Here is a 21,678-nt window from a genome sequence, read left to right on the forward strand (position 1 = left end):
ACACCGGACGGGGTGGTCCCTGCACCTCCGGGGGCAGAACCCGGGGGCGCTTCCGCACCCTCAGGGGGAGGGACGGACCAGTCCGGACTCATAGGCGAACGCGACGGCCTGGGCACGGTCCCGCAGGTGCAGTTTGGCCATGAGGTTGCCCAGGTGCGTCTTCACCGTGGCCCCCGCGACATACAGCTCCGCCGCGATCTCGGCGTTGGACAGTCCCCGGGCGACCAGGGTGAGCACGTCCCGCTCGCGCGCGGTGAGGGCGTCCAGCCGTTCGGCCTGTCCGTTCGCCGGTGCCAGCCGGTCCGAGACCCGGTCGAGGAGCAGCCGGGTGATGCGCGGCGCCACCACCGACTCCCCCGCGGCCAGGACCCGGATGGCGTTCACGACCTCCGTGGCGGGAGCGTTCTTCAGCAGGAAGCCGCCGGCTCCGGCGCGCAGGGCCGCGAACGCGTCCTCGTCGTTGTCGAAGGTGGTCAGCACCAGCACGCCGGGCGGGTCGTCCCGCCGCATCAGCCGCTCCGTGGCCTGGATGCCGTCCATGACGGGCATGCGGATGTCCATGATGACGACGTCCGCCTCGACCTTCTCCAGCAGGTCGAGGGCGTCCGCCCCGTTCTCCGCCTCACCGACGACCTCGATGTCGTCCTGACCGGCCAGCACCATGGAGAAACCGGCCCGGATCAGCGGCTGGTCGTCCACCACGGCCACCCTGATCGGTCTGTCCGTCCGCGTCATCATTTCGTCCTTGTCGGAATCGAGGCACGTACGTGCCATCCGCTGCCGAGCCGGGGGCCGGCCTCGAAGCTGCCGCCCGCGAGCTCCACCCGCTCCCGCATCCCCACGAGTCCGTTCCCCCCGGAGCGTCCGCCGACGCCGTGGCCGGCGAGGGTGCCCGCCCCGTCGTCGGCCACACCGATCAGCAGGGTGCCCCGCTCCTCACGGAGCCGGATGTCGACCCCGGCCCCGGCTCCGGCGTGGCGGAGCACGTTGGTGAGGCACTCCTGGACGATGCGGAAGGCCGTCATCTCCTCCGCCGGTGACAGCCGTCCCTCGCCGACCTCGACCGACACGTCCACGGTGAGCCCGGCGGCCCGGGCGCGTTCGGCGACGACCTCGATCTCGTCGAGGGTGACCAGGCGCCGTGGCGGGTCGCCGTCGGCGGAGTCCGGGTCGCCGGGGTCCGGGTTCCCCTCGCGCAGCACCCGGACGATGCGGTGCATGTCGTCGATCGCGTCCCGGCCCGTGGCGGCGATCGTCCTCAGCGCGGACTCCGCCATGTCCGGCGACTTCCGCAGCACGGCCTCGGCGCCGTCGGCCTGGAGGATCATCACGGCCAGGCTGTGCGCCACCACGTCGTGCAGTTCACGGGCGATCTCGGCCCGCTCCCGGGTCGCGGCCAGCCGGACGCGCTGCTCCTGTTCCCGCTCGGCGTGCCAGACGCGGGCCGTCTGGCTCTCGGCGTAGAGGCGCCGTGTGTGCAGGGCGAAGGCCGTCAGCCAGACCGTCAGCGTCAGCCCCCAGAAGATCAGGAGCGATTCGGGCTCGACGAACGGCTCGATGCCGAGGGCCGGCATCCCCACCGTCCCGGCCGCCGTGGCCAGCAGCACCACGGCGCCCGCGAGATACGGCATCCAGGTGGTCCGGGAGTGGTGGACGACCGACATCATGGCGAACAGCACGGCCACGTCGTACGAGGCGGGCGCCGACGCCAGCGGCAGTTCGGGCAGGTCGTACAGGACGAACTGGACGACGCCCAGCGCCAGGACGGCCGCCAGCACCGTGCCGGGGAACCGTCTGCGGGCCAGCAGGCACAGCGCCATCAGCCCGCCCAGGAGCAGGTCGTACTCGCCGTCGTAGTACTCCGCCGCCACCAGGACCACCAGCGCGATGCCGATGTCGCACGCCCGGGCGACGGCGCGTCCGTACCGGCCGGACGGCGTCATCCAGGCCGACGGGACCGGGACCGTCCTCTCCTCAGCCAACCGTCGTACCTTTCTCCTCCGGCAGGGCCGCGACCGCGCGACCTGCCGGCACAAGTGCCGCCGGACCGCGGCGACTTCGGGATGAGGGCAGCGCCCTCACCCGCCCATACTGCCTCAGCGCCCGGCGCACCGGTGCCGGGCGCCCCGCACACGGAGGCCGCCCGGCACCGGTCCGGAACTCAGCGGTTGTAGCGCATGTACGCGCGCACCATGTGGCACGTGGTGTCCGACGGCGGGTGGACGCCGATCAGCGCCGCCGTGGTGCGGATCTTGTTGTTGCGGGCCTGGCTGGGCAGGTAGACGCCGGAGTCGAGCAGGGCGATGGCGAGCCGCATCGCCTTGAGCCGGCGGTTGTGCGTGACGTACCACTCGCGCGGGCGGCCCGCCGGGAGCGGGTGCTTCTCCACCGGGGCGCAGGGCAGTTCGAGCGGCACGGGACGCTTCGCGGTGGACTGGGTGGGCAGGGGCTTCGGCTTCAGTGCGGCAGCGGGCACGGGCATCCTCCTGTCGCGGTCGGGGCGGCCCTCCGGGATCCCCGACGACCCCGGCACCACCCTCGAACACTGCTTCCAGTCTACTGCCCCCCACTGACAATCAGCAGACCTGACGGAGCCAATAAATGCACTGGTGAGCACGGGTTTTGATGTGCCGTCACACAGGTCCCGCCCGACACGCGCACGGGGACGGAAAATTCGAACAGAGTGGGGTCGGCGTACCGTGGGCGGCATGGAGATCTGGATCAATCCCGCCTGTTCCAAGTGCCGCGGCGCCATCAGCCTGCTCGACGCCGAGGGGGCCGAGTACACCGTCCGCCGCTACCTGGAGGACGTGCCGGGCGAGGACGAGATCCGGGCGGTGCTGGAGCGGCTCGGACTGGAGCCGTGGGACATCACCCGGACCCAGGAGGCCGTCGCGACGGAACTGGGAATCGAGGAGTGGGCGCGGGAGGCCGGTACACGGGACCGCTGGATCGCGGCGCTCGCCTCGCACCCCGGGCTGATCCAGCGGCCGATCATCACGGCGGACGACGGCACGGCGGTCGTGGGCCGCACGGAGGACGCCGTACGGGACGCCCTCTCCCGCTGACAGCCGTGTGACACAGGCCACTTCGTCTGCCCGGTCCAACCGCTGAGCAACTCTGTTCGGTATCTCGTACATAGCGGCGTACGCTCCCCTACCTCTTCAGGAGGCGCGCATGCCGCGCAGGAGAACTCCCGGCCCGAAGAAGAAGCTCGCGCTGCTGGTCAGTGCCGCGACGGTGGCGGGAGGCGGGGCCTTCGTCATGGCGAACACGTCGAACGCCACCCCTCCGTCGGCCACCACCAGGTCGGCGGCGGACTCGACCGTCTGCCAGGGCCTCGCCACCGCGCTCGGCAACAACCAGAAGTTCATCGAGGGCCAACGGGCCGCCCCGGACGCGCAGTCCGAGGCGCGGATCGCCAACCGCGAGGCGGTCATCGGCCAGATCCAGCGCCAGCAGGAGGCGTCCGGATGCACGGTGGGGGAGTCGGCTCAGGACTCCCAGGCCGCGCAGCCGCAGCAGCCCGCCCCCTCGCAACCCGTCTCCTCGCAACCCGTCCCCTCGCAACCCGCGGCGGAGGAAGAGGGGGCGCAGGCCTCCGGTGAGCAGGTGTGCGACGGGTCGACCGTCACCCTCTCCGGCGAGGACGGCGCCCCGGCCGCGTCCAGCAACCGGTTCCCGGCCGGTACGAAGCTGAAGGTCACCAACCTGGACAACGACAGGTCCACGACGGTGGAGGTCACCTCGGTGTCCGGCAGCTGCGTGCTGCTCAACGACGCGGCCTTCGAGCAGGTCCGCGAGGCCGGCAAGTTCCTGATCCGCCGCGCGGTGATCGAGAAGGTGGGGTGAGGTCCGGGTTCGTCGCGGATTCCCGGGGCCCGCCGCTCCCCCACCGGGGCGGCGGGCCCGTCCGCGTCCCCCGCGACCGGGCACGCGTGCTCACACCGTGAGGTGGGACACAGCGGTGTCAGGTAACACGGGGTTCACATTCGGGCAATGGCCGGGAAATCGCCTGTTGACAGGCTGCGGGCATCGACGGCGGCGTCCCAGTGCCGCAGCGCCGCAGCACCCGCACCAGCGCCCAGACCCACCCCAGAAGGATGTGGACCGTGAGCTTCAAGGCCGAGTACATCTGGATCGACGGCACCGAGCCGACCGCCAAGCTGCGTTCCAAGACGAAGATCCTGGCCGACGACGCCAAGGGCGCGGAGCTGCCGATCTGGGGCTTCGACGGCTCCTCCACCAACCAGGCCAAGGGCCACGCCTCCGACTGCGTCCTCAAGCCGGTCTTCGTCTGCCCGGACCCCATCCGCGGCGGTGACGACGTCCTGGTGCTGTGCGAGGTCCTGAACACGGACATGACGCCGCACGAGACCAACACCCGTGCCGCGCTGGCCGAGGTCGCCGGGAAGTTCACCGCGCAGGAGCCGATCTTCGGCATCGAGCAGGAGTACACCTTCTTCAAGGGCGCCCGCCCCCTCGGCTTCCCCGAGGGCGGCTTCCCGGCCGCGCAGGGCGGCTACTACTGCGGTGTCGGCTCGGACGAGATCTTCGGCCGCGACGTCGTCGAGGCGCACCTGGAGAACTGCCTGAAGGCGGGCCTCGGCATCTCCGGCATCAACGCCGAGGTCATGCCCGGCCAGTGGGAGTTCCAGGTCGGCCCGCTGGCCCCGCTGGAGGTCTCCGACCAGCTGTGGGTGGCCCGCTGGCTGCTCTACCGCACCGCCGAGGACTTCGAGGTCTCCGCCACCCTCGACCCCAAGCCGGTCAAGGGCGACTGGAACGGCGCGGGCGCGCACACCAACTTCTCCACCAAGGCGATGCGCGAGGGCTACGACGCGATCATCACCGCGTGCGAGTCGCTCGGTGAGGGCTCCAAGCCGCTGGACCACGTGAAGAACTACGGCGCCGGCATCGACGACCGTCTCACCGGTCTGCACGAGACCGCCCCGTGGAACGAGTACTCCTACGGCGTCTCCGACCGCGGCGCCTCGGTCCGTATCCCGTGGCAGGTCGAGAAGGACGGCAAGGGCTACATCGAGGACCGCCGTCCGAACGCCAACGTCGACCCGTACGTGGTGACCCGTCTGCTGGTCGACACGTGCTGCACCGCGCTGGAGAAGGCCGGCCAGGTCTGATCCGTACCGCAGGTCCACGAGGGGCGTCCACCGATCGGGGTGGGCGCCCCTCCGCGTTGTCCGAGCGGTGGAAGGGGGCTCCTGCGGACCCCGCGTGTCTGCTTCAATGGACGCATGGCCGGCTTCCGGAAGTACGACGCGACGGGTCGCCGTGACCTGGAACCGTTCTGGCCTTCCCGTCAGCACCACGACTTCGACCGGGTGTGTTGTCGCGCGACGAACGCGCCGGCCCTCTAACGCCCGGATCCTCTCCCGGCCTTCGGCCGGCGCGCACCGCGTACGTCCTCGACGACCCCTTCGCGCGAAAGAGCTGACGTCTCATGGCGACCCCCCGTTCCCTGTCCCCCGTCTCCCCTTCCGTTCCTCCCCGGCTGCGTGCCGTCGACCGGGACGAGGTGGTGACCGTGGCGGATCTGCTGCCGCCGGGCGCCACCTGGCTGCCCGCGCCGCAGAACGCCCTGCCCGTCCTGCCCGGCCGCCCCCCGATGATCGGCTACCTGGTGCTGGTCCCCGCCGACCAGCAGCCGCCGTTCCCGGCCGCGGTACCGGAACCGGCCGGGCACCCCGAGGACGAGCCGCTCATCCACGTCGACCCCCTACAGCGCACCGCCCACGTCGACGGACGGCAACTCGACCTCACCTACCTGGAGTTCGAACTGCTCGCCCATCTCGTGGCGCACCCGAACCGGGTGCACACCCGGGACCACCTGGTCGGCACGGTGTGGGGCTACGGCCATGTCGGCGACGGCCGTACCGTCGACGTCCACATCGCCCGGCTGCGCCGCAAACTGGGCTCCGGACACCGGGACACGATCCGCACGGTGCGCCGGGTCGGCTACAAGTACGTTCCGCCGGCCGGGCGCTGAGTCCCGTACGGCCGGTCTGCCGACAGCAGATCCCCGTTCCCCCGTGCCGCCCGGCCGGGCAGAGTCACCGGTATGAGACTTCTGATGCTGGGTGGTACGGAGTTCGCGGGCCGGGCCGTCGTCGAGGCGGCCCTCGGCCGGGGCTGGGAGGTGACCGTCTTCCACCGGGGGCGGCACGAGGCCCCGCAGGGCGCGCGGACGCTGCTGGGCGACCGCACCGCGGTCGACGGCCTGGCCGCGCTCGACGAGGACCCCGGCGAGTGGGACGTCGTCGTCGACACCTGGTCGGCCGCCCCGCGCGCGGTGCGGGACGCGGCGCGGCTGCTGCGGGGCCGCGCCGGACGGTACGTGTACGTGTCGAGCTGCTCGGTGTACGACTGGGCCCCGCCCGCCGGATACACCGAGCGGGCACCCGTGGTGGAGGGCGCCTCCGCCGACGCCGGTCCCACGGACTACGCGCGGGACAAGCTGGGCGGTGAGCTGGCCGCCGTGGACGCCTTCGGCGCGGACCGGTCGCTGCTGGTGCGGGCGGGGCTGATCCTCGGGCCGTACGAGAACGTGGGCCGGCTGCCCTGGTGGCTGGACCGGACGGCGCGCGGCGGGCCGGTCCTCGCGCCGGGCCCGCGTGACCTGCCGCTCCAGTACGTCGACGTCCGCGACCTCGCGGAGTGGATCCTCGGGGCGGCGCAGCGGGAGCTGAGCGGGCCGTACAACCTGATGTCGCCGCAGGGGCACACCACGATGGGCGGGCTGCTGGAGGCGTGCGCCGAGGTGACCGGGGGTGCGGCCGAGCTGCGCTGGACCGCGCCGGAGGTGATCCTCGAAGCGGGCATCGAGCCGTGGACGCAGTTGCCGGTGTGGGTGCCGCCGGGCAGCGACCTGCACGACGCGCTGCACTCGGCGGACGTCTCCCGGGCGGTCGCGGCGGGGCTGCGCTGCCGCCCGGTCGCCGAGACCGTGGCCGACACCTGGGCCTGGCTGCGGGAGATCGGCGGCACCGCGCCCCGGCGCCCGGACCGGACCGGCAAGGGGCTCGATCCGGAGGTGGAGGCGAAGGTGCTGGAGGCCACCGGAGGGGTGTAGCCAGCACCACCCCCGGGCCGGGTGCCCGGCCCAGTGCCCCGCCGGTCCCGCCCGGCCAGACTTGTGCCATGACCACCGACACGAAGAACGGCCAGAGGCGGACCGGGGGACGGGGCATCGCGCTCGCCGCGATACGAGGGCTGGCGCTCGCCCTGGTGGCGCTGCCGGGGGCGGTGCTGTGCTTCGTGCTGTCCGCGGTGTCCATCGCGCTGATCCCGATCGGCGTCGGCATCGTCACCACCCCGTACGTGCTGCGGGGGGTGCGGACGTTCGCGAACTGGCGGCGGGTGCTGGCGGCCGAGTGGGGCGGGGTGCGGATCCCGCCGTCGTACCGGCCGATACCGAAGGACGCCAACCCGTGGGGGCGGACGTTCGGGATGCTGGGCGACCCGGCGACCTGGCGGGACCTGCGGTGGCTGCCGGTCGACATGACCGCCGGTTTCGTCACCGCGCTGCTGCCGTTCGTGCTGCTGGTCTACCCCCTGGAGGGGTTCGCGCTGGCGGTCGGTCTGTGGCGGGTGATGCCCGACGGGTACTGGTACGGCTTCGTGCCGGTCTCCGACCAGACGTCCGCGCTGGGCGCCGGCGTCCTCGCCCTCGCCCTGCTGTCCCTCGCGCACTTCTCCACCCCGCGCCTGCTGCACGTCCACTTCCTGCTCACGCGGGCCGTCCTCGGCTCGGGCCGGGGTGAACTGACCGAGCGGGTGCGGGTGCTGACCGAGACCCGGCGGGACGCCGTGGACACCTCCGCCGCCGAACTGCGGCGCATCGAGCGGGATCTGCACGACGGGGCGCAGGCACGGCTGGTCGCGATGGGCATGGACCTGGGGACGGTCGAGGCGCTGATCGAGAAGGACCCGGCGAAGGCGCGTGACCTGCTGGCGCGGACCCGGCGGTCCTCCGCCGAGGCGCTGACCGAGCTGCGGGAGCTGGTGCGCGGCATCCACCCGCCGGTGCTGGCCGAGCGCGGTCTCGGGGACGCGGTGCGGGCGCTGGCGCTGCGGCTGCCGGTGGCCACCGAGGTGAACGTGGAGCTGTCCGGGCGGGCCGAGGCGCCGGTGGAGTCGGCGGCGTACTTCGCGGTGAGCGAGGTGCTCACCAACGCGGTGAAGCACTCCGGGGCGGACCGCGTCTGGATCGACCTGCACCACGCCGACGGCCATCTGCGGGTGACGGTCACCGACAACGGGCGGGGCGGCGCGGTGGTCGGCGCCGGCTCGGGACTGACCGGGGTGGAGCGGCGACTGGGTACATTCGACGGCGTCCTGGCCGTCAGCAGCCCCGCGGGCGGCCCCACCATGGTCACCATGGAGATCCCTTGCGCGTTGTCCTAGCCGAAGACCTGTTCCTGCTGCGCGACGGACTCGTCCGGCTGCTCGAAGCGCATGACTTCGAGATCGCGGCGGCCGTGGAGTCCGGCCCCGAGCTGGCACGGGCGCTGGCCGAGCAGGAGCCCGACGTCGCCGTGGTCGACGTACGGCTGCCGCCGACGCACACCGACGAGGGGCTGCAGTGCGCGCTGGAGGCCCGTCGCAGGCGGCCGGGACTGCCGGTGCTGGTGCTCTCGCAGCACGTGGAGCAGTTGTACGCGCGGGAGTTGCTGGCGGACGGCAGCGGCGGGGTGGGCTATCTGCTGAAGGACCGGGTGTTCGACGCGGAGCAGTTCGTGGACGCCGTACGACGGGTGGCGCGGGGAGGTACGGCGATGGATCCGCAGGTGATCCAGCAGTTGCTGGCGCGGCGGTCGGGGAACGACCGGCCGCTGGCGCGGCTGACACCCCGCGAGCTGGAGGTGCTGGAGCTGATGGCGCAGGGACGCACCAACGCGGCGATCGCGGCCAGGCTGGTGGTGACGGAACGGGCGATCGCGAAGCACACCGCGAACATCTTCGCCAAACTGGGCCTTGAGGTCTCGGACGACGACAACCGGCGCGTGCTGGCGGTTCTCGCCCATCTCGACCACGGCCGGTGAAACCGGACCCACCCCTTCACCACGGGTGGGCGATCGGCAACTCCCGGTGCTCCAAGGCCTGTTGAAACCAGTGTGACCGTACTGACCTCCCACCGATTTCCGGGACGGGTGAACACCCGTGGGGCGGCTCCCGTACTCAAGGGAGCCGCTTCACTCCTGCCGGGCCGCTCGACGCCCCGCAAAGGTGCCCCCGTAAGGAAGGTCAAGAGGATTTCCATGGGACGCAACACAAGAAAACGCCGTATGCCGCTGGCCACCAAAGTGACAGCCGGGGCGGCGGCCCTGGCGCTCGGTGGGGGCGGGCTGGTCTGGGCCAACTTCTATGCCTCGGCGCACGAGGACGGAGGCCACAACCGGACGAAGTCGAGGGGGACACAGGTCGCCACGATCAACTGCCCCGATGTCGGCCAGAAGCTGACGAAGGTGCCGAGGAGTGCGCGCAGGGGCGTGGCGAAGGAACTGGCCCTGCTCGACCGGCAGATCACGGACGCCTACACGCGCCTCGCGGAGACGCGCCAGGCCCAGGCGGGTGACGAGAGCTACGTCGACAACGCCATCCTCGGACCGCTGAAGTCCAAGCGGACGGCCACCCTGGACCGGATCGGCATCAACATCAACCGCGCGGGCGGCAAGGCGCCGCGCGACCTCGGCCGGTTCGCCCAGTGCCAGGGCGTTCCCGTCGAACAGCCGGGGAACGACGACGGCGGCGGCCAGGACCAGGACAACGGCCAGGACCAGGGCGACGGCGGTCAGGACCAGGGCGACGGCGGTCAGGACAACGGCCAGGACCAGGGCAACGGCGGCCAGGCCCAGAACGGGCCCGTCGCGGACGACTTCATCAGGATCGAGGACGTCCAGCCGAACTCCCGCAACCTGCCGAACGGTCTGGCCGCGAACGGCGACGGCGGTTCGACGGGCAGCTTCACCACCGTGTGCGGCACCAACGAGAACGCGCTGCGCAACTCGGACAACGTGATCGTCGCCCCCGGCGTGAGCAACGGCGCCCAGCACCAGCACGACTACGTCGGCAACCAGGCCAACACCGCCTTCGCGAGCGACCAGGACCTGGCCAACGGCGACACGACCTGCCAGAACCAGGGCGACCGGTCGTCGTACTTCTGGCCGGTCCTGCGCATCCAGGACGGTACGCAGGACATCGACCAGGGCCAGCCGGGCGGCGGTCAGGACGGCAACGTCGGCAAGATCGTCGCGCCCACCGAGGCGGAGCTGAAGTTCGTCGGCAACCGGACGAGCGACGTCGTCGCCATGCCGAGGGCGCTGCGCATCATCACCGGTGACGCCAAGTCCTTCACCAACGGGCTGAACAACGCCAACACCTCCTGGAGCTGCACCGGCTTCGAGGACCGGCAGGTGACGGACAAGTACCCGGTCTGCCCCGAGGGCAGCGGCGTGGTCCGGACGTCCGCCTTCCAGAGCTGCTGGGACGGCCAGAACATCGACAGCGCCAACCACCGCACGCACGTCGACTTCGTCGAGGCGGACGGCACCTGCTCGAACGGCTTCCAGGCCATCCCCCAGCTCCAGGTCCGCCTGGTCTACGACAACATCCCGGCCCCGCGGATCGAGAACGGACAGGTGGTGAACCCGTTCGCGGTGGACTCCTTCCCGGAGCAGCTGCACAAGCCGATCACCGACCACAACGACTTCATCAACTTCTTCGACGAGGACCTGATGAACGAGATGGTCGACTGCATCAACAGCGGCCAGGACTGCCAGTAGTCCGGTAGCCCGGTGACGGGAGGAGGCCGGCGGTGGGAGATCCCACCGCCGGCCTCCTCGTCCGTCCGGAGCCGGGGGTCAGCCGTGGTGGCCGCCCTGGTTGTGGCTGCCGCCGGGGTTCATGTGCTCGGACCCCTCCTCCATGGTCCCGCCGAGCGTGCTCCGCAGCGCCGTCACGGTCCGCTCCTCGCCGACGGCCACCCACTTGCGGCCGACGAGGTAGTAACCGCCGTAGTCCTTGGCGGTGCTGAGCCATTCGGCCTGGCCCCGGTCGGTGGCGAAGGTGGCGAGGACGTACTTCTCGTCGCCCTTCCCGCACAGCGCCTGGCGGATGGTGTCGGCGTCGGTCTGCATGTTCGGCTCGCACTTCGCCTCGGCGGCCAGGTGCTCCAGGCTGCCGGTCGCGGTGGGCGGCACCTCGTCCTCGGCGTCTCCGCCGGATCCGCAGGCGGTCAGCGCCAGTGCCGCCGCCGCACCGGCCAGCGCGAGCATCGGTCGGGTCAGCCTCATGTGTTCCTCCGGTCCCTCGCGGGCGACATGCCGCACGGAGCCCCGGCGCGGGGCCCTCGCCCTTCGATACGGCTGTGACGCCCGCGGCGCTCAATTCCCGGTGACCATCCCCCCGGTCCGCTCGTTCTGCTGGACGTGCAGTCACAGGATGTCGTCCCGCCCTCCCCCGCCTCCTCCGCGGCCGGTCCGGTCGTGGGCGTCGAGCAGGCCGAGGCCGCGCTCGTCGAGCACTATCCGCGGCTCGTCCGGCTCGCCTACCTGGTGCTGCCGTCCGGCAGGGGCCGGAGCAGGCGGGTGCTCACCGCGCACTCCCTGGTCCAGCGGGCGCTGCCCCGGGGCCGCACCCCCGCGCCGCTGATCCCCGCCCAGCAGGCCGGCCGTGACGGCGACCCCGGGTACGCGCTGCTCCGCCTCCAGGTGCTGCGTACGGCGCTGGGGCGCGGGGCGCGGCTGCCGTCGCCGCTCCCGCAGGCGTGGGGGCTGAAGCTGTTCCCGCGCTCGGGCGGCGCCGACGAACTCGCGCTGGACCAGCGGCTGAGCGCGCTGTCCGGGCCGGCCCGCGCCGCCCACGCCCTGCGCGGTCTGGAGCGGCTCCCGGACGGGGACGTGCGGGAGGTGCTCGCGGCGGCGGGCGTCGCCGACGTGGACGCCGCGCTGGAGGAGGCCGACCGGATCCCCGACCCGTACCGGCTGCTCGACTCCCCCGAGTTCGACCCCTGCGTGCTCCAGGCCCGGCCGACGGATCTGCTGCGCCGCCGACGGCGTGTGAAGGCCGCGCTGGTCGGCGGGGCGGCGCTGGCGGTGTGCGGGACGCTGCTGGGGCTGCCGGGCGACGGCTGGGGCCCGGACGGCGCCGCCGCGCCCCCGTACGCGCGCAATCCGGCCGCGCAGGCCGCGCTGGACCCGGGGAAGCTGTCCCGGGTCCCCTCCACCGCGTGGAGGACCTCCGCGCGCACCGACTTCTCCGTGTGGCCGGCGCGCGGCGACCGCACCGGCGACGAGGCCCTGCTGCGCCGCGCCCTCGCCGTCTGGGCCCGGCCCGGGAGGAACGTCCGGGTGTCGGCGACCCCGGGCACCCCGTCCGGCGGCCCCGCCGGACCGCCCCGGCTGCTGTACGCGGGGACGGTCGACACCGCGCGCGTGGTGGTCCTGTACGACGGTCTGCGCCTCGCCAGGTACGCCGAGCCGGAGGACGGCACGCGGGGGGCCGTGCTCGACCTCGCCCGCGTCGACGGCGCCGGCCGGGCCGGGTCGGGCGCGGTGGTGCTGAGCCGCGTCGACGGCAACGTCCGTTATCTGCTGGCGCCCTGGGTGCGTGAGGCGGACGAGCGGGACCTGCGCGAGCCCGGCTCGGAGGCGACGGCCCTCACCTTCACCGACGGTGTGACCTCACCGCTGGCGAGTCCCGCCCTCCGGCCGGGGCCGTGCGCCTCCTGGAACGTGCTGCGGCTGACCGACGGCACCGGCACCCGGCTGGTGACCGACCTCGGCGAACTGGTCCCGGCCCACCTCACCGCCGGGCGTCCCGGCGCGACGCGTGAGGCCTCCGGTGCCGGGGCGCTGCGCACCTGGGCGCCGTACGCCTGCTCGCTGAGCGCGATGCGCTCGGCGGGCGTACGGAGCGTGAACGCCTGGGCGTTCGCCGAGCAGCCGCTGCCCGACGGGAGCGGGGAGGCGGCGTGGGTGTGCACACGGGCGGAGACCTGGCGGGGCGGCGGGGCGCGGGTGCTGGCGCAGTTCCACACGCCGGGCGGGCGGTTCGGGGCGGTGGCGGCGAAGGCCGAGTCCGCGCCGGCCTGCGGGGAGCGCGAGCCTCGGGTGCTCGCCGGGGTGCTGTGGAAGTCCGGGTCCGGCACCTGGTACCTGCTCGCCGCCGGCAGCCGCGACCTGGCGTCCGTCAGGGCGACGGGCGGGGTCGAGGGCTCGGCACGGGGCCCTCTGCTGGCCGTCCGCGCGGAGAACGGAGCCCGCGCCGGCCTCAGGGGCACGCTCGGGAACGGGCGGTCGGTCGACGGATTGCGCTAGCCGGATGAACACCGCCGTCCGGTCCGGGCCGTTCGAGGCCGGAATCGATCGGTAAGGTGTTCGTATGACTACCGGGGTGCGGCGCAGGATGGGAGTCGAGGAGCGGCGGCAGCAGTTGATCGGCGTGGCCCTCGAACTGTTCAGCCGGCGTTCCCCCGACGAGGTCTCCATCGACGAGATAGCGTCACGGGCAGGCATCTCCCGCCCGCTGGTCTACCACTACTTCCCCGGCAAACTCAGCCTGTACGAGGCCGCGTTGAGACGTGCGGCGGAGGACCTGGCGTCCCGGTTCGTGGAGCCGCGGGAGGGCCCGCTGGGGTCGCGGCTGCGGCGGGTGATGGCCCGCTTCTTCGACTTCGTCGACGAGCACGGGCCCGGTTTCGCCGCCCTGATGCGCGGCGGCCCGGCGGTGTCCGCGGGCGGAGCCTGCTCAATGAGCACGGTCTCGGCCACGAACGCGCTGATCGACTCCGTGCGGCAGGCCGCGTACGACCAGATGGTGGCGCACATGGGCGTGGTGGGCCCGGCGCCGGTGCGGCTGGAACTGGTCGTGCGGTCCTGGATCTCGCTCGTCGAGTCGACGGCGCTGATCTGGCTGGACGGGCGGCGCATCCCGCGCGCCGAGCTGGAGGCGCAGCTGGTGCAGGACTTCGCCGCGCTCGCCGCCGTGGCCGCCGCCCGCGACGAGGAACTGGCCGTACTGCTGCGCGACCTGCTCAGGAACGAGCCGGGCGACGGGCCGTTCACCGACCTCGCCACCCGGCTGATCTCGCTGGCCGCCTCCTAGGGCCCCTACTCCTCGAACTTCCGGTACGAGGCGTCGAGGTCGCGCACCTCGGCGGAGGCGTGCAGCCGCACGCCCTCGGCCGGCTTCACGTACTGCCGCAGCAGTTCCAGGACGGTCTCGGTGAGGCGGGCCTTGGTCTCGTCGCTGCGGCCGGGCAGCATGGCGACGTGGACGTGCACGAGGGCGTGCCCTTCGGTCTCGGGGCCGACCACGACGTCCTCGGTCCGCCGGAACCGGGTCTTGCACGCCGGCTGCTTGGCCGCCGCGATCTCCACCACGGCGGTGTGCAGGTCCCGCGCGAAGGCGGGCCGGTCGAAACCGTCCGCCAGCCGCTCGGAGTAGTCGACGGTGATCTGCGGCATGAGCCCTCCTGATCTGGGTCGGGAGGGCTCACACTAGCCGCAGCTCCTCACGGGGTCAGCCGGCGGTGGTGAACACCGCGACCGTGCGCGCCGGGACGGTGAACGTGCCGGACCCCTTCGCGTACGACGAGGTCTTCACGACCGCGTCCCCGCCCGCCGCCTGCACCGGGTGCAGCCGGTAGCCGGTCCCGGCGAGCGCGGTGACGCGCTGCTCCTGCCGCTCCGGCGTGGCGTTGAAGACCACGACCAGGTCACCGAGGGTCATCGTGATCACGCCGGGCGTCTCGTCCTTCCCGGACAGCGGGAAGGAGAGCCGGGACTGCACCTGCGCGGCCGTGTCGAGGGAGAACGCCTTCTCCGTCGTACGGATGCTCAGCAGGTCCCGGTACGCGGCCGAGGTGCCCTCGATCTGCGGGCAGCCGACCTTCACCGCGCCCAGCAGGGGCTTGGCATAGGACCACTTGGCCTCGTTGTCGGCGGCCGGCGGCAGACCGCGGCCGAAGCCGTTGCCGTCCGCGCAGTTCCAGTGGATGGCGTTGAACCAGTCGCCGCTGTCGTAGGAGTTGCGGTCCAGGGACTTGGAGCGCAGCAGGTCGGTGCCCGCCTGGGAGAGGGCCGGGCCCTGCGAGAGGGTGGCCGTCGCCATGGCCAGGACCTGCATCCGGGCCCGGTCGTCGGCGGACGTGTCCTTCGGCAGCTTGAAGGCGAGCGCGTCGAACAGCGACTCGTTGTCGTGCGCGTCCGCGTAGGCGAGGGCGTCGCCGGGCGCGGCGGCGTATCCGGCGGGGGCGCCGTTGTAGTCGACCTGGGAGCCCCTGACCTCCTTGCCGCTGGTGTCGGTGAAGGTGTAGTCGGCGAGGTTGCCGCTCAGGCCCACCTTGATCAGGTCCTGGTAGTGCAGCAGCCGGGCCTTCTGCTCGGCCTCGGTGCCATTGTCCGCGGAGGAGTTGGGGTCGGTGTAGAGGCCGGAGGCGAAGCCCTGCACGCCGGGGTCCTCGTCGAAGGGGCCGCCGCCGCGCACGGCGTCACGGGCCCGGTCGGAGAAGGTGGCGATGCCGGTGCCGGCCATGTTCTTCTGCGTGGCCTGGACGAAGCGGGCGTCGTCGGCGATCTCGCCGAAGTTCCAGCCCTCGCCGTACAGGATGATCTTCTTGCCGTCGACGCCGTCCTTCTTCGGGGTCAGCGCGTCGAGGGCCTCGCGGACGGCGAGGATGTTGGCCTTCGGGTGGTGGCCCATGAGGTCGAAGCGGAACCCGTCGACCTTGTACTCCTTCGCCCAGGTGACGACCGAGTCGACGACCAGCTTGCCCATCATGGCGTTCTCGGTGGCCGTGTTGGCGCAGCAGGTGCTGTTGGCGACCGAGCCGTCGGCCAGCAGCCGCTGGTAGTAGCCGGGGACGATCCGGTCCAGGACGGAGGTCTCCGCCTGGCCGCTCGCGGCGGTGTGGTTGTAGACCACGTCCATCACGACCCGCAGGCCGTCCTCGTTGAGCGCCTTGACCATCTTCCGGAACTCGACCGTGCGCTCGGTGCCGTCCGGGTCGGTGGCGTAGGAGCCCTCGGGGACCGTGTAGTGGTACGGGTCGTAGCCCCAGTTGTAGGCGTCCTTGGCGGCGGCCTTCGCCACGCACTCCTGCTGCCGGCCGGAGTCGGCCGGGTAGGAGGCGAGGTCGCAGTCGACGGTGGCCTGGCCGGACTTCTCCTCGGGGATGGTGGCGATGTCGAACGCGGGCAGCAGGTGCACGTACGAGGTGCCGGCCTCGGCCAGCTCACGCAGGTGCTCGGAGCCGTCGCTGTCCTCGTCGGTGAAGGCGAGGTAGGTGCCGGGGTTCTCCGCCGTGCGGTCGGCCACGGAGAAGTCGCGGATGTGCAGCTCCTGGATCTGGGCGTCCTTGAGCGGCACGGCCTCCGGCTTGTCGTACGTCGACCACTCACGCGGCTTCAGGGACCGGTCGGCCAGGTCGACGACGAGGCTGCGCTCGGAGTCGGTGGTCAGGGCCACCGAGTAGGGGTCGGTGACCTCGTTGGTGACGATCTCGCGGGTGCTGGGCGCCCACACCTTCACCTTGTACCGGTACTCCTCGCCCTCCCAGGAGCGGGGGCCGGTGACGGACCAGACGCCGGTGTCGTCGTCGCGCCGCATCCGGACGGTGCGGTCGCCGATCTCCAGGGAGACGTCCTGCGCGGTCGGCGCCCACACGGAGAGGGTGGGCCGGCCGTGGCGGAACACCGGGCCGAGGTCCGCCTTGGTGGCGCCGGCCGCGTAGAGGTCGTCGAGCACGCCCGCCATCTGCACGCCGGTCGCCGCGAGCACGGCGCCGTTGGCGGCGTGCTGGGAGGCGACGACCTGGCCGCGCAGGGCCTCGCGCACCCGGTCCCGGTCACGCGGGTCGACGGACCAGGCGGTGCCGTCCTTCAGGTGCGGGAACCTCGCCTTCTGGGTGTCGGTGAGGGCCGTCTCCGTCAGCCGGAGCCAGCGCGCGTCGTCGCTGGTCAGCGCACCGTCCTGCACCTTGACGGAGCCGGTGCGGGAGGCGAGGAGCTGGGTGGAGGCGGCGGCCTCGGAGCCGTCCCAGACGACGGTGTCCCGGTCGATCCAGACCGCCTTGGAGGTGGTCAGGTCGAGTGCCGCCGCCGAGCCGGCCGGCTGCGGCAGCAGGTACTTCTCCTGGCCGTTCAACAGCCACACCTCGTGGCCGTCGGTCTTGAGGTCCAGCGACCGGTCGGTGGGCAGGTCCTTCTCGTCGCCCTTGTGGAGGATGTAGCTGAGGCTGGTGGCACCCTCGGTGAGCGGCACCTCGAAGACAGCGCCATAGGTATCGGTCTTCACCGGCTCCAGGGGGTTCGACCAGTCGGTGGGGTTCGCGGCACCGGTCCAGGTGTGCAGGCCCCAGCCGTCGTAGTTCCCGTCGGCGCGCTTGTAGTGCAGCACGGCCTTGGTGGTGTCCTGGGCCGGGTACTCGGGCCGTTCGGTGGTGACGGCCTCCTTGCCCTGCTCGATCCAGATCTCGCCGTGCTGGGTGACGTCGATGGTGCGGTCGGTGGCGACGTCCTTGTCGCCGTCCTTGTCGATGACGAGGAAGCCGACGTCGGACGCGCCCGGCTTGAGCTTGACGTAGGCGAAGGCGCCGTAGGCGTCGCGGCCGGTGAAGGGATGGCTGTTCGGCCACTCGGTGGCCTCGCCGTCGGCGAGGTCGCCCCAGGCGTACAGGCCCCAGTCGTCGTAGTCGCCGTCCGTGCGCTTGTAGTGGACGATCGCGTAGTCGCGGGAGGCGGCGGTGGGCGGCTCCTCGACGGGCGGGGTGCCCGTGGCGGAGGCGGCCAGGGCGCTCGCGGTGCGGCCGGCCGAGTCGATCACGACCGCCTTGTAGCGCAGGGCGGTGCCGGCGGGGACGTCCTCGCCGATGGTGTGGGTGACCTTGTAGGGGGCGTGGTCGGCGGAGCCGAGGGTCCGCCACTTCCCGTTGCCGGTCTGGGCGGCGAAGACGACCCGGTTGAGCCGGCCGCCCTCGACGTCGGCGGTGACCTCGACGGTGCCGGTGGCGCCCGCCTCGGGGGCCTCGAGGGTGACCGTGGGCTTCGCGGCCGGCCCGGCGAGCGGGCCGGACGCCTTGAGGACGATCGCCGAGCCGGCCGGGACGGTGACGGTGACCTTCTTGTCGGCGTCGCTGGTGACGGTGGCGTCGGTGCCGTAGAGGCCCTTGAACGTCATCCGGGCGGAGCCGGTCGCGAAGGTGGCCTTCTCGGCCTCGCCGGAGTTGTTGAAGGCGACGACGTACTCGGTGGTGTCCTTGCCGGTGCCGGTGCGGGAGAAGGCGTAGACGCCCGCGCCGTCGGCCGCGTACCGCTCCTGCTGGATGCCGTCGGTGAGGGCCGGGTGGGCCTTGCGCAGCTTCGCGAGAGCACTGATCTGCCGGTAGAGCGGTGCTCGCGTGTCGTAGCTGTCCTCGGCGTGGGTGCGGTCGGTGCCGATCAGGTCGTCGTCGAGGTAGTCGGCCGTACGCGAGGCGAACAGGGTCTGGCGGGCGTCCTTGTCGCCGCCGGCGCCGGTGAAGCCCTGCTCGTCGCCGTAGTAGACGACCGGGTTGCCGCGGCTGAGGAACATCAGCTCGTTGGCGAGCATGTCCTTCCTCAGCAGCTCCGCCTCGGACGCCTCCGGGTTGTCCTGCGTCAGGAACGTCCCGAAGCGGCCCATGTCGTGGTTGCCGAGGAAGGTGACCTGCTCGTAGGCGTTGGCCTTGTCGGTGGCGTACTTGTAGTCGTCGCCGAAGACCGAGGCGAGCTTCTTCGCGCTGCCGCCCTGCGAGGCGTACTGCCGTGCCGCCTCCTGGAACGGGAAGTCGAGCGTGGCGTCCAGGCGGCCCCGGGTGACGTACGGGGCGGTGATGTCCGTGTCGGCGGAGTACACCTCGCCGAACATGAAGAAGTCGTCCCGGCCCTTCTTGGCCGCGTAGGCGTCCAGGGCGGTGGCCCACTGGGTCCAGAACTCCATGTTGACGTGCTTCACGGTGTCGATCCGGAAGCCGTCGATGTCGAAGTCCCCGACCCACCGCTGGTAGATCTCCTCCATGCCGTCGACGACCTCGGGACGCTCGGTCCACAGGTCGTCGAGGCCGGAGAAGTCGCCGTACTCGGCGGACTCGCCGGCGAAGGTGGAGTCGCCCCGGTTGTGGTACATGTCCGGGTCGTTGAGCCAGGACGGGACCTTGAGGTCCTCCTTCGCCCCGGGCACGACCGGGGTGCGCGGGAAGGAGCCGGCGTCCACGCGCGGGAACTTCCGGGAGCCGTCGGCGTAGTCGGCGTCGTCGAAGGGCTCGCCCTCCTTCGTCAGGTACGGGAAGGCGCCCTTGGAGAGGTAGCCGTAGGACTTCTCCTCGTAGTCGACGACGTCGGCGGTGTGGTTGGTGATGACGTCGAAGAAGACCTTCATGCCCTTGTCGTGGGCCTTGTCGATGAGCTTCTCGAGGTCGTCGTTGGTGCCGAAGTGCGGGTCGACCTGGGTGAAGTCGGTGATCCAGTAACCGTGGTAGCCGGCGGAGGCGTTCTCCCCCGTCCCCTGCACGGGCTGGTTCTTGAAGATGGGCGCCATCCAGATGGCGGTGGTGCCGAGCCCCTTGATGTAGTCGAGCCTCTTCGTCAGGCCCTTGAGGTCGCCGCCCTGGTAGAAGCCCTTGTCGGTGGGGTCGTACCCGGTGCTGAGGCGCGAACCGGTCAGTCCACCGCGGTCGTTCTTCGCGTCGCCGTTGGCGAAACGGTCCGGCAGGACGAAGTAGAACTGCTCGCGGGTCAGGTCGTGCCGCGCGGGCGACTCGGCGAGCTTCGCGTCCGAGGGGGGCGCGGGCGGGGTGGCGGCACTGGCGGCGACCGGCTGTACCAGGGCTGCGGCGAGCGCGGCCACGGTGACGGCGGCGACACGTCTGCCGCGCGCGGTGCGGCGCCCCGGGGGCGCGGGCCATCTGGGTATCAAGGCGAGAACTCCTTGCGCTTACGGCTCGATTCGGGTCCGACCCCGTACGCCGCGGCACGGCCTGTTTCGGCCACGTCACCGGAGCGTCGGCGTGACCGTATCGCCGTTGAAAGCTTTACAGCAAGGGTTGTGAAAGTAACGGTAAGGACTTGCACACGGACGCGAGCCGCGCCGCCGCCCCGTGAACGGCGGCGCGGCCCGCGCGCGTTCAGCAGGACGACTTGCCGGCGTACACCGCGAGGGCCGTGTGGGAGCCCAGGGTGGCGGTGAGCTGTCCGGAACCGTTCACGGTGACCGTGGTGTTGTTCTGGACGTTGCAGTACGTGCCCGCGGCCAGGGAGGTCTGGTAGGTGCGGGTCAGGGAGCCGGACTCGTGGTTGACGGCCACGAAGCCCTTGGCGCCCCGGCCGAAGGCGATGGCGTCGCCTCCGTTGTCCCACCAGTCGGTGACCGCCTGGCCGCGGGTGGCGTTGCGGAAGGCGACCATGGACTTGATCTCCGGCCAGGCGTGCTGGCACTTCCAGCCGCTCTGCCAGCAGGCGTCGACCCGGCCTCCGTTCGGCGGTCCGGCGTCGTGGTCGGAGAACTCGTACCCGGAGTTGATGTCCGGGGCGCCGTAGGGCCAGGCCAGCATGAAGACGTTGGCCAGGGTGTAGGTGGCGTTGTCCTTGTAGGACAGCGTGGAGCCGTTGCGCTCGGTGTCGTGGTTGTCGACGAAGACGCCGGAGACGGAGCTGTTCATGTAGCCCCAGCCCTCGCCGTAGTTCTTCAGGTAGGCGAGGTTCTCGTTGTTGAAGACCCGCTTGAGGTCGTACGCGTACCGGAACTCCTGGACGTCGCCGTTGCCCGTGTACTCGGTGGGCTGGACGGCCTCGCCGGCGCCGTGGATGACCTCCTGCTTCCAGTACGCGGAGGGGTTGGTCAGCCGGGACTTGATGTTGGCGAGGTCGGCGGCCGGCATGTGCTTGGCGGCGTCGACGCGGAAGCCGTCCACGCCGAGGGAGAGCAGGTCGTTCATGTACCCGGCGATGGTCTTGCGGACGTACTCCTCCCCCGTGTCCAGATCGGCGAGACCGACCAGTTCGCAGTTCTGGACGTTCCCGCGGTCGCCGTAGTCGCCGATCTGCGAGGTGCAGTTGTCGAAGTCGTACGAGGAGTACAGGCCCGGGTAGTCGTACTTCGTGTACGACGATCCGCCGGTACCGGTGCCGCTGCCCGCGGACATGTGGTTGATGACCGTGTCGGCGACGACCTTCACGCCGGCCGCGTGACACGTGTCGACCATGCTCTTGAACGCGGCGCGGTCACCGAGCCGCCCGGCGATCTTGTAACTGACCGGCTGGTACGACGTCCACCACTGCGAGCCCTGTATGTGCTCGGCGGGCGGGGAGACCTGGACGTATCCGTATCCGGCGGGGCCGAGGGTGGTGGTGCACTCGCGGGCGACGGAGGCGAAGTTCCACTCGAAGAGGACGGCGGTGACGTCCTTGCCGCCCGGCGGGGAGGCCTGCGCCCCAGTCGGGGTCATGACAACCGAGGCTGCCGCGAGTGCGGCGGCCACGGCGAGGGTCCTGCGTGCCATGTGGGGTTTCCTTCTTCGTCGAAGGGTGTGGGGATACCGCCCGGATCGCTTGAAGCCTCTTGCAGAAAACTTCAGCAACCTTGCGGCAACGCAGATGTTAGAGGCCCGCCGCCCGAAAGGGCAGCGGGCCGTACCGACTTCAA

18 protein-coding genes are annotated in these 21,678 nt (G+C 71.6%); 11 read left to right on the plus strand and 7 right to left on the minus strand.

The features are described from left to right. Window positions 1–60: 60 nt before the first annotated feature. The 3 genes from ACIA6T_RS21295 to ACIA6T_RS21305 all read right to left on the minus strand — a co-directional run bounded on the left by ACIA6T_RS21295 (window position 61) and on the right by ACIA6T_RS21305 (window position 2,476). Window positions 61–735: a response regulator gene (locus ACIA6T_RS21295; protein WP_399448025.1), complete on the minus strand. Its 675-nt coding sequence runs from the start codon at window positions 733–735 to the stop codon at window positions 61–63. Then, the gene (locus tag ACIA6T_RS21300; protein ID WP_399448026.1) at window positions 735–1,982 is read right to left on the minus strand and encodes a sensor histidine kinase; all 1,248 of its coding nucleotides are present in this window, start codon (window positions 1,980–1,982) and stop codon (window positions 735–737) included. Before ACIA6T_RS21300 ends, ACIA6T_RS21295 begins: the two co-directional genes overlap by 1 nt. A gap of 179 nt (window positions 1,983–2,161) precedes the next feature. Then, window positions 2,162–2,476 carry a hypothetical protein gene (locus ACIA6T_RS21305; RefSeq protein ID WP_399448027.1) on the minus strand — a complete coding sequence of 105 codons (315 nt, stop codon included), beginning with the start codon at window positions 2,474–2,476 and terminating at the stop codon, window positions 2,162–2,164. Window positions 2,477–2,708: 232 nt separating this feature from the next. Here ACIA6T_RS21305 and ACIA6T_RS21310 point away from each other — a divergent pair, with 232 nt between their 5' ends. The 9 genes from ACIA6T_RS21310 to ACIA6T_RS21350 all read left to right on the plus strand — a co-directional run bounded on the left by ACIA6T_RS21310 (window position 2,709) and on the right by ACIA6T_RS21350 (window position 10,802). Continuing rightward, entirely contained in the window at window positions 2,709–3,068 is a 360-nt protein-coding gene (locus ACIA6T_RS21310; RefSeq protein WP_399448028.1) for an ArsC/Spx/MgsR family protein, read from the plus strand. Between the two features lie 109 nt (window positions 3,069–3,177). After that, window positions 3,178–3,852 carry a hypothetical protein gene (locus tag ACIA6T_RS21315; protein ID WP_399448029.1) on the plus strand — a complete coding sequence of 225 codons (675 nt, stop codon included), beginning with the start codon at window positions 3,178–3,180 and terminating at the stop codon, window positions 3,850–3,852. Between the two features lie 260 nt (window positions 3,853–4,112). Next, window positions 4,113–5,141, plus strand: coding sequence for a glutamine synthetase (gene glnII / locus ACIA6T_RS21320; RefSeq protein WP_399448030.1), 1,029 nt, complete (start codon window positions 4,113–4,115; stop codon window positions 5,139–5,141). A gap of 39 nt (window positions 5,142–5,180) precedes the next feature. Further along, window positions 5,181–5,378, plus strand: coding sequence for a hypothetical protein (locus ACIA6T_RS21325; RefSeq protein WP_073935640.1), 198 nt, complete (start codon window positions 5,181–5,183; stop codon window positions 5,376–5,378). Window positions 5,379–5,461: 83 nt separating this feature from the next. Beyond that, a complete protein-coding gene (locus ACIA6T_RS21330; protein WP_399448031.1) occupies window positions 5,462–6,007 on the plus strand; it encodes a winged helix-turn-helix domain-containing protein in 546 nt (181 codons plus the stop codon). Window positions 6,008–6,079: 72 nt separating this feature from the next. Beyond that, on the plus strand, window positions 6,080–7,090 hold the full coding sequence (locus ACIA6T_RS21335) for an SDR family oxidoreductase (RefSeq protein WP_399448032.1): 1,011 nt from the start codon (window positions 6,080–6,082) through the stop codon (window positions 7,088–7,090). A gap of 68 nt (window positions 7,091–7,158) precedes the next feature. After that, a complete protein-coding gene (locus ACIA6T_RS21340) occupies window positions 7,159–8,424 on the plus strand; it encodes a sensor histidine kinase (RefSeq protein ID WP_399448033.1) in 1,266 nt (421 codons plus the stop codon). After that, complete coding sequence (locus tag ACIA6T_RS21345) at window positions 8,409–9,062, plus strand: response regulator (protein WP_399448034.1); 654 nt, start codon at window positions 8,409–8,411, stop codon at window positions 9,060–9,062. The genes ACIA6T_RS21340 and ACIA6T_RS21345 overlap by 16 nt, the downstream gene beginning before the upstream one ends. 216 nt (window positions 9,063–9,278) lie before the next feature. Then, window positions 9,279–10,802: a DUF1996 domain-containing protein gene (locus ACIA6T_RS21350; RefSeq protein ID WP_399448035.1), complete on the plus strand. Its 1,524-nt coding sequence runs from the start codon at window positions 9,279–9,281 to the stop codon at window positions 10,800–10,802. 78 nt (window positions 10,803–10,880) lie between these two features. On the opposite strand, the gene ACIA6T_RS21355 is transcribed toward ACIA6T_RS21350, so the two are convergent. Next, window positions 10,881–11,312, minus strand: a complete 432-nt coding sequence (locus ACIA6T_RS21355) for a hypothetical protein (RefSeq protein WP_399448036.1) — start codon at window positions 11,310–11,312, stop codon at window positions 10,881–10,883. A 135-nt stretch (window positions 11,313–11,447) separates the two neighbouring features. Here ACIA6T_RS21355 and ACIA6T_RS21360 point away from each other — a divergent pair, with 135 nt between their 5' ends. Further along, window positions 11,448–13,337 (plus strand): hypothetical protein, encoded by a 1,890-nt coding sequence (locus tag ACIA6T_RS21360; RefSeq protein ID WP_399448037.1) that lies wholly within the window; start codon window positions 11,448–11,450, stop codon window positions 13,335–13,337. Window positions 13,338–13,401: 64 nt separating this feature from the next. Then, window positions 13,402–14,124 carry a TetR/AcrR family transcriptional regulator gene (locus tag ACIA6T_RS21365; protein WP_399448038.1) on the plus strand — a complete coding sequence of 241 codons (723 nt, stop codon included), beginning with the start codon at window positions 13,402–13,404 and terminating at the stop codon, window positions 14,122–14,124. Window positions 14,125–14,129: 5 nt separating this feature from the next. On the opposite strand, the gene ACIA6T_RS21370 is transcribed toward ACIA6T_RS21365, so the two are convergent. The 3 genes from ACIA6T_RS21370 to ACIA6T_RS21380 all read right to left on the minus strand — a co-directional run bounded on the left by ACIA6T_RS21370 (window position 14,130) and on the right by ACIA6T_RS21380 (window position 21,535). Then, window positions 14,130–14,486, minus strand: a complete 357-nt coding sequence (locus ACIA6T_RS21370) for a 5-carboxymethyl-2-hydroxymuconate Delta-isomerase (protein WP_399448039.1) — start codon at window positions 14,484–14,486, stop codon at window positions 14,130–14,132. A 55-nt stretch (window positions 14,487–14,541) separates the two neighbouring features. Then, window positions 14,542–19,953, minus strand: coding sequence for a pullulanase-type alpha-1,6-glucosidase (gene pulA, locus ACIA6T_RS21375; RefSeq protein ID WP_399448040.1), 5,412 nt, complete (start codon window positions 19,951–19,953; stop codon window positions 14,542–14,544). 208 nt (window positions 19,954–20,161) lie between these two features. Then, entirely contained in the window at window positions 20,162–21,535 is a 1,374-nt protein-coding gene (locus ACIA6T_RS21380) for an alpha-amylase family protein (RefSeq protein WP_399448041.1), read from the minus strand. Window positions 21,536–21,678: the final 143 nt, after the last annotated feature.

It is taken from the genome of Streptomyces sp. NPDC051740, from assembly GCF_044453165.1.
Lineage (GTDB): Bacteria > Actinomycetota > Actinomycetes > Streptomycetales > Streptomycetaceae > Streptomyces > Streptomyces atrovirens.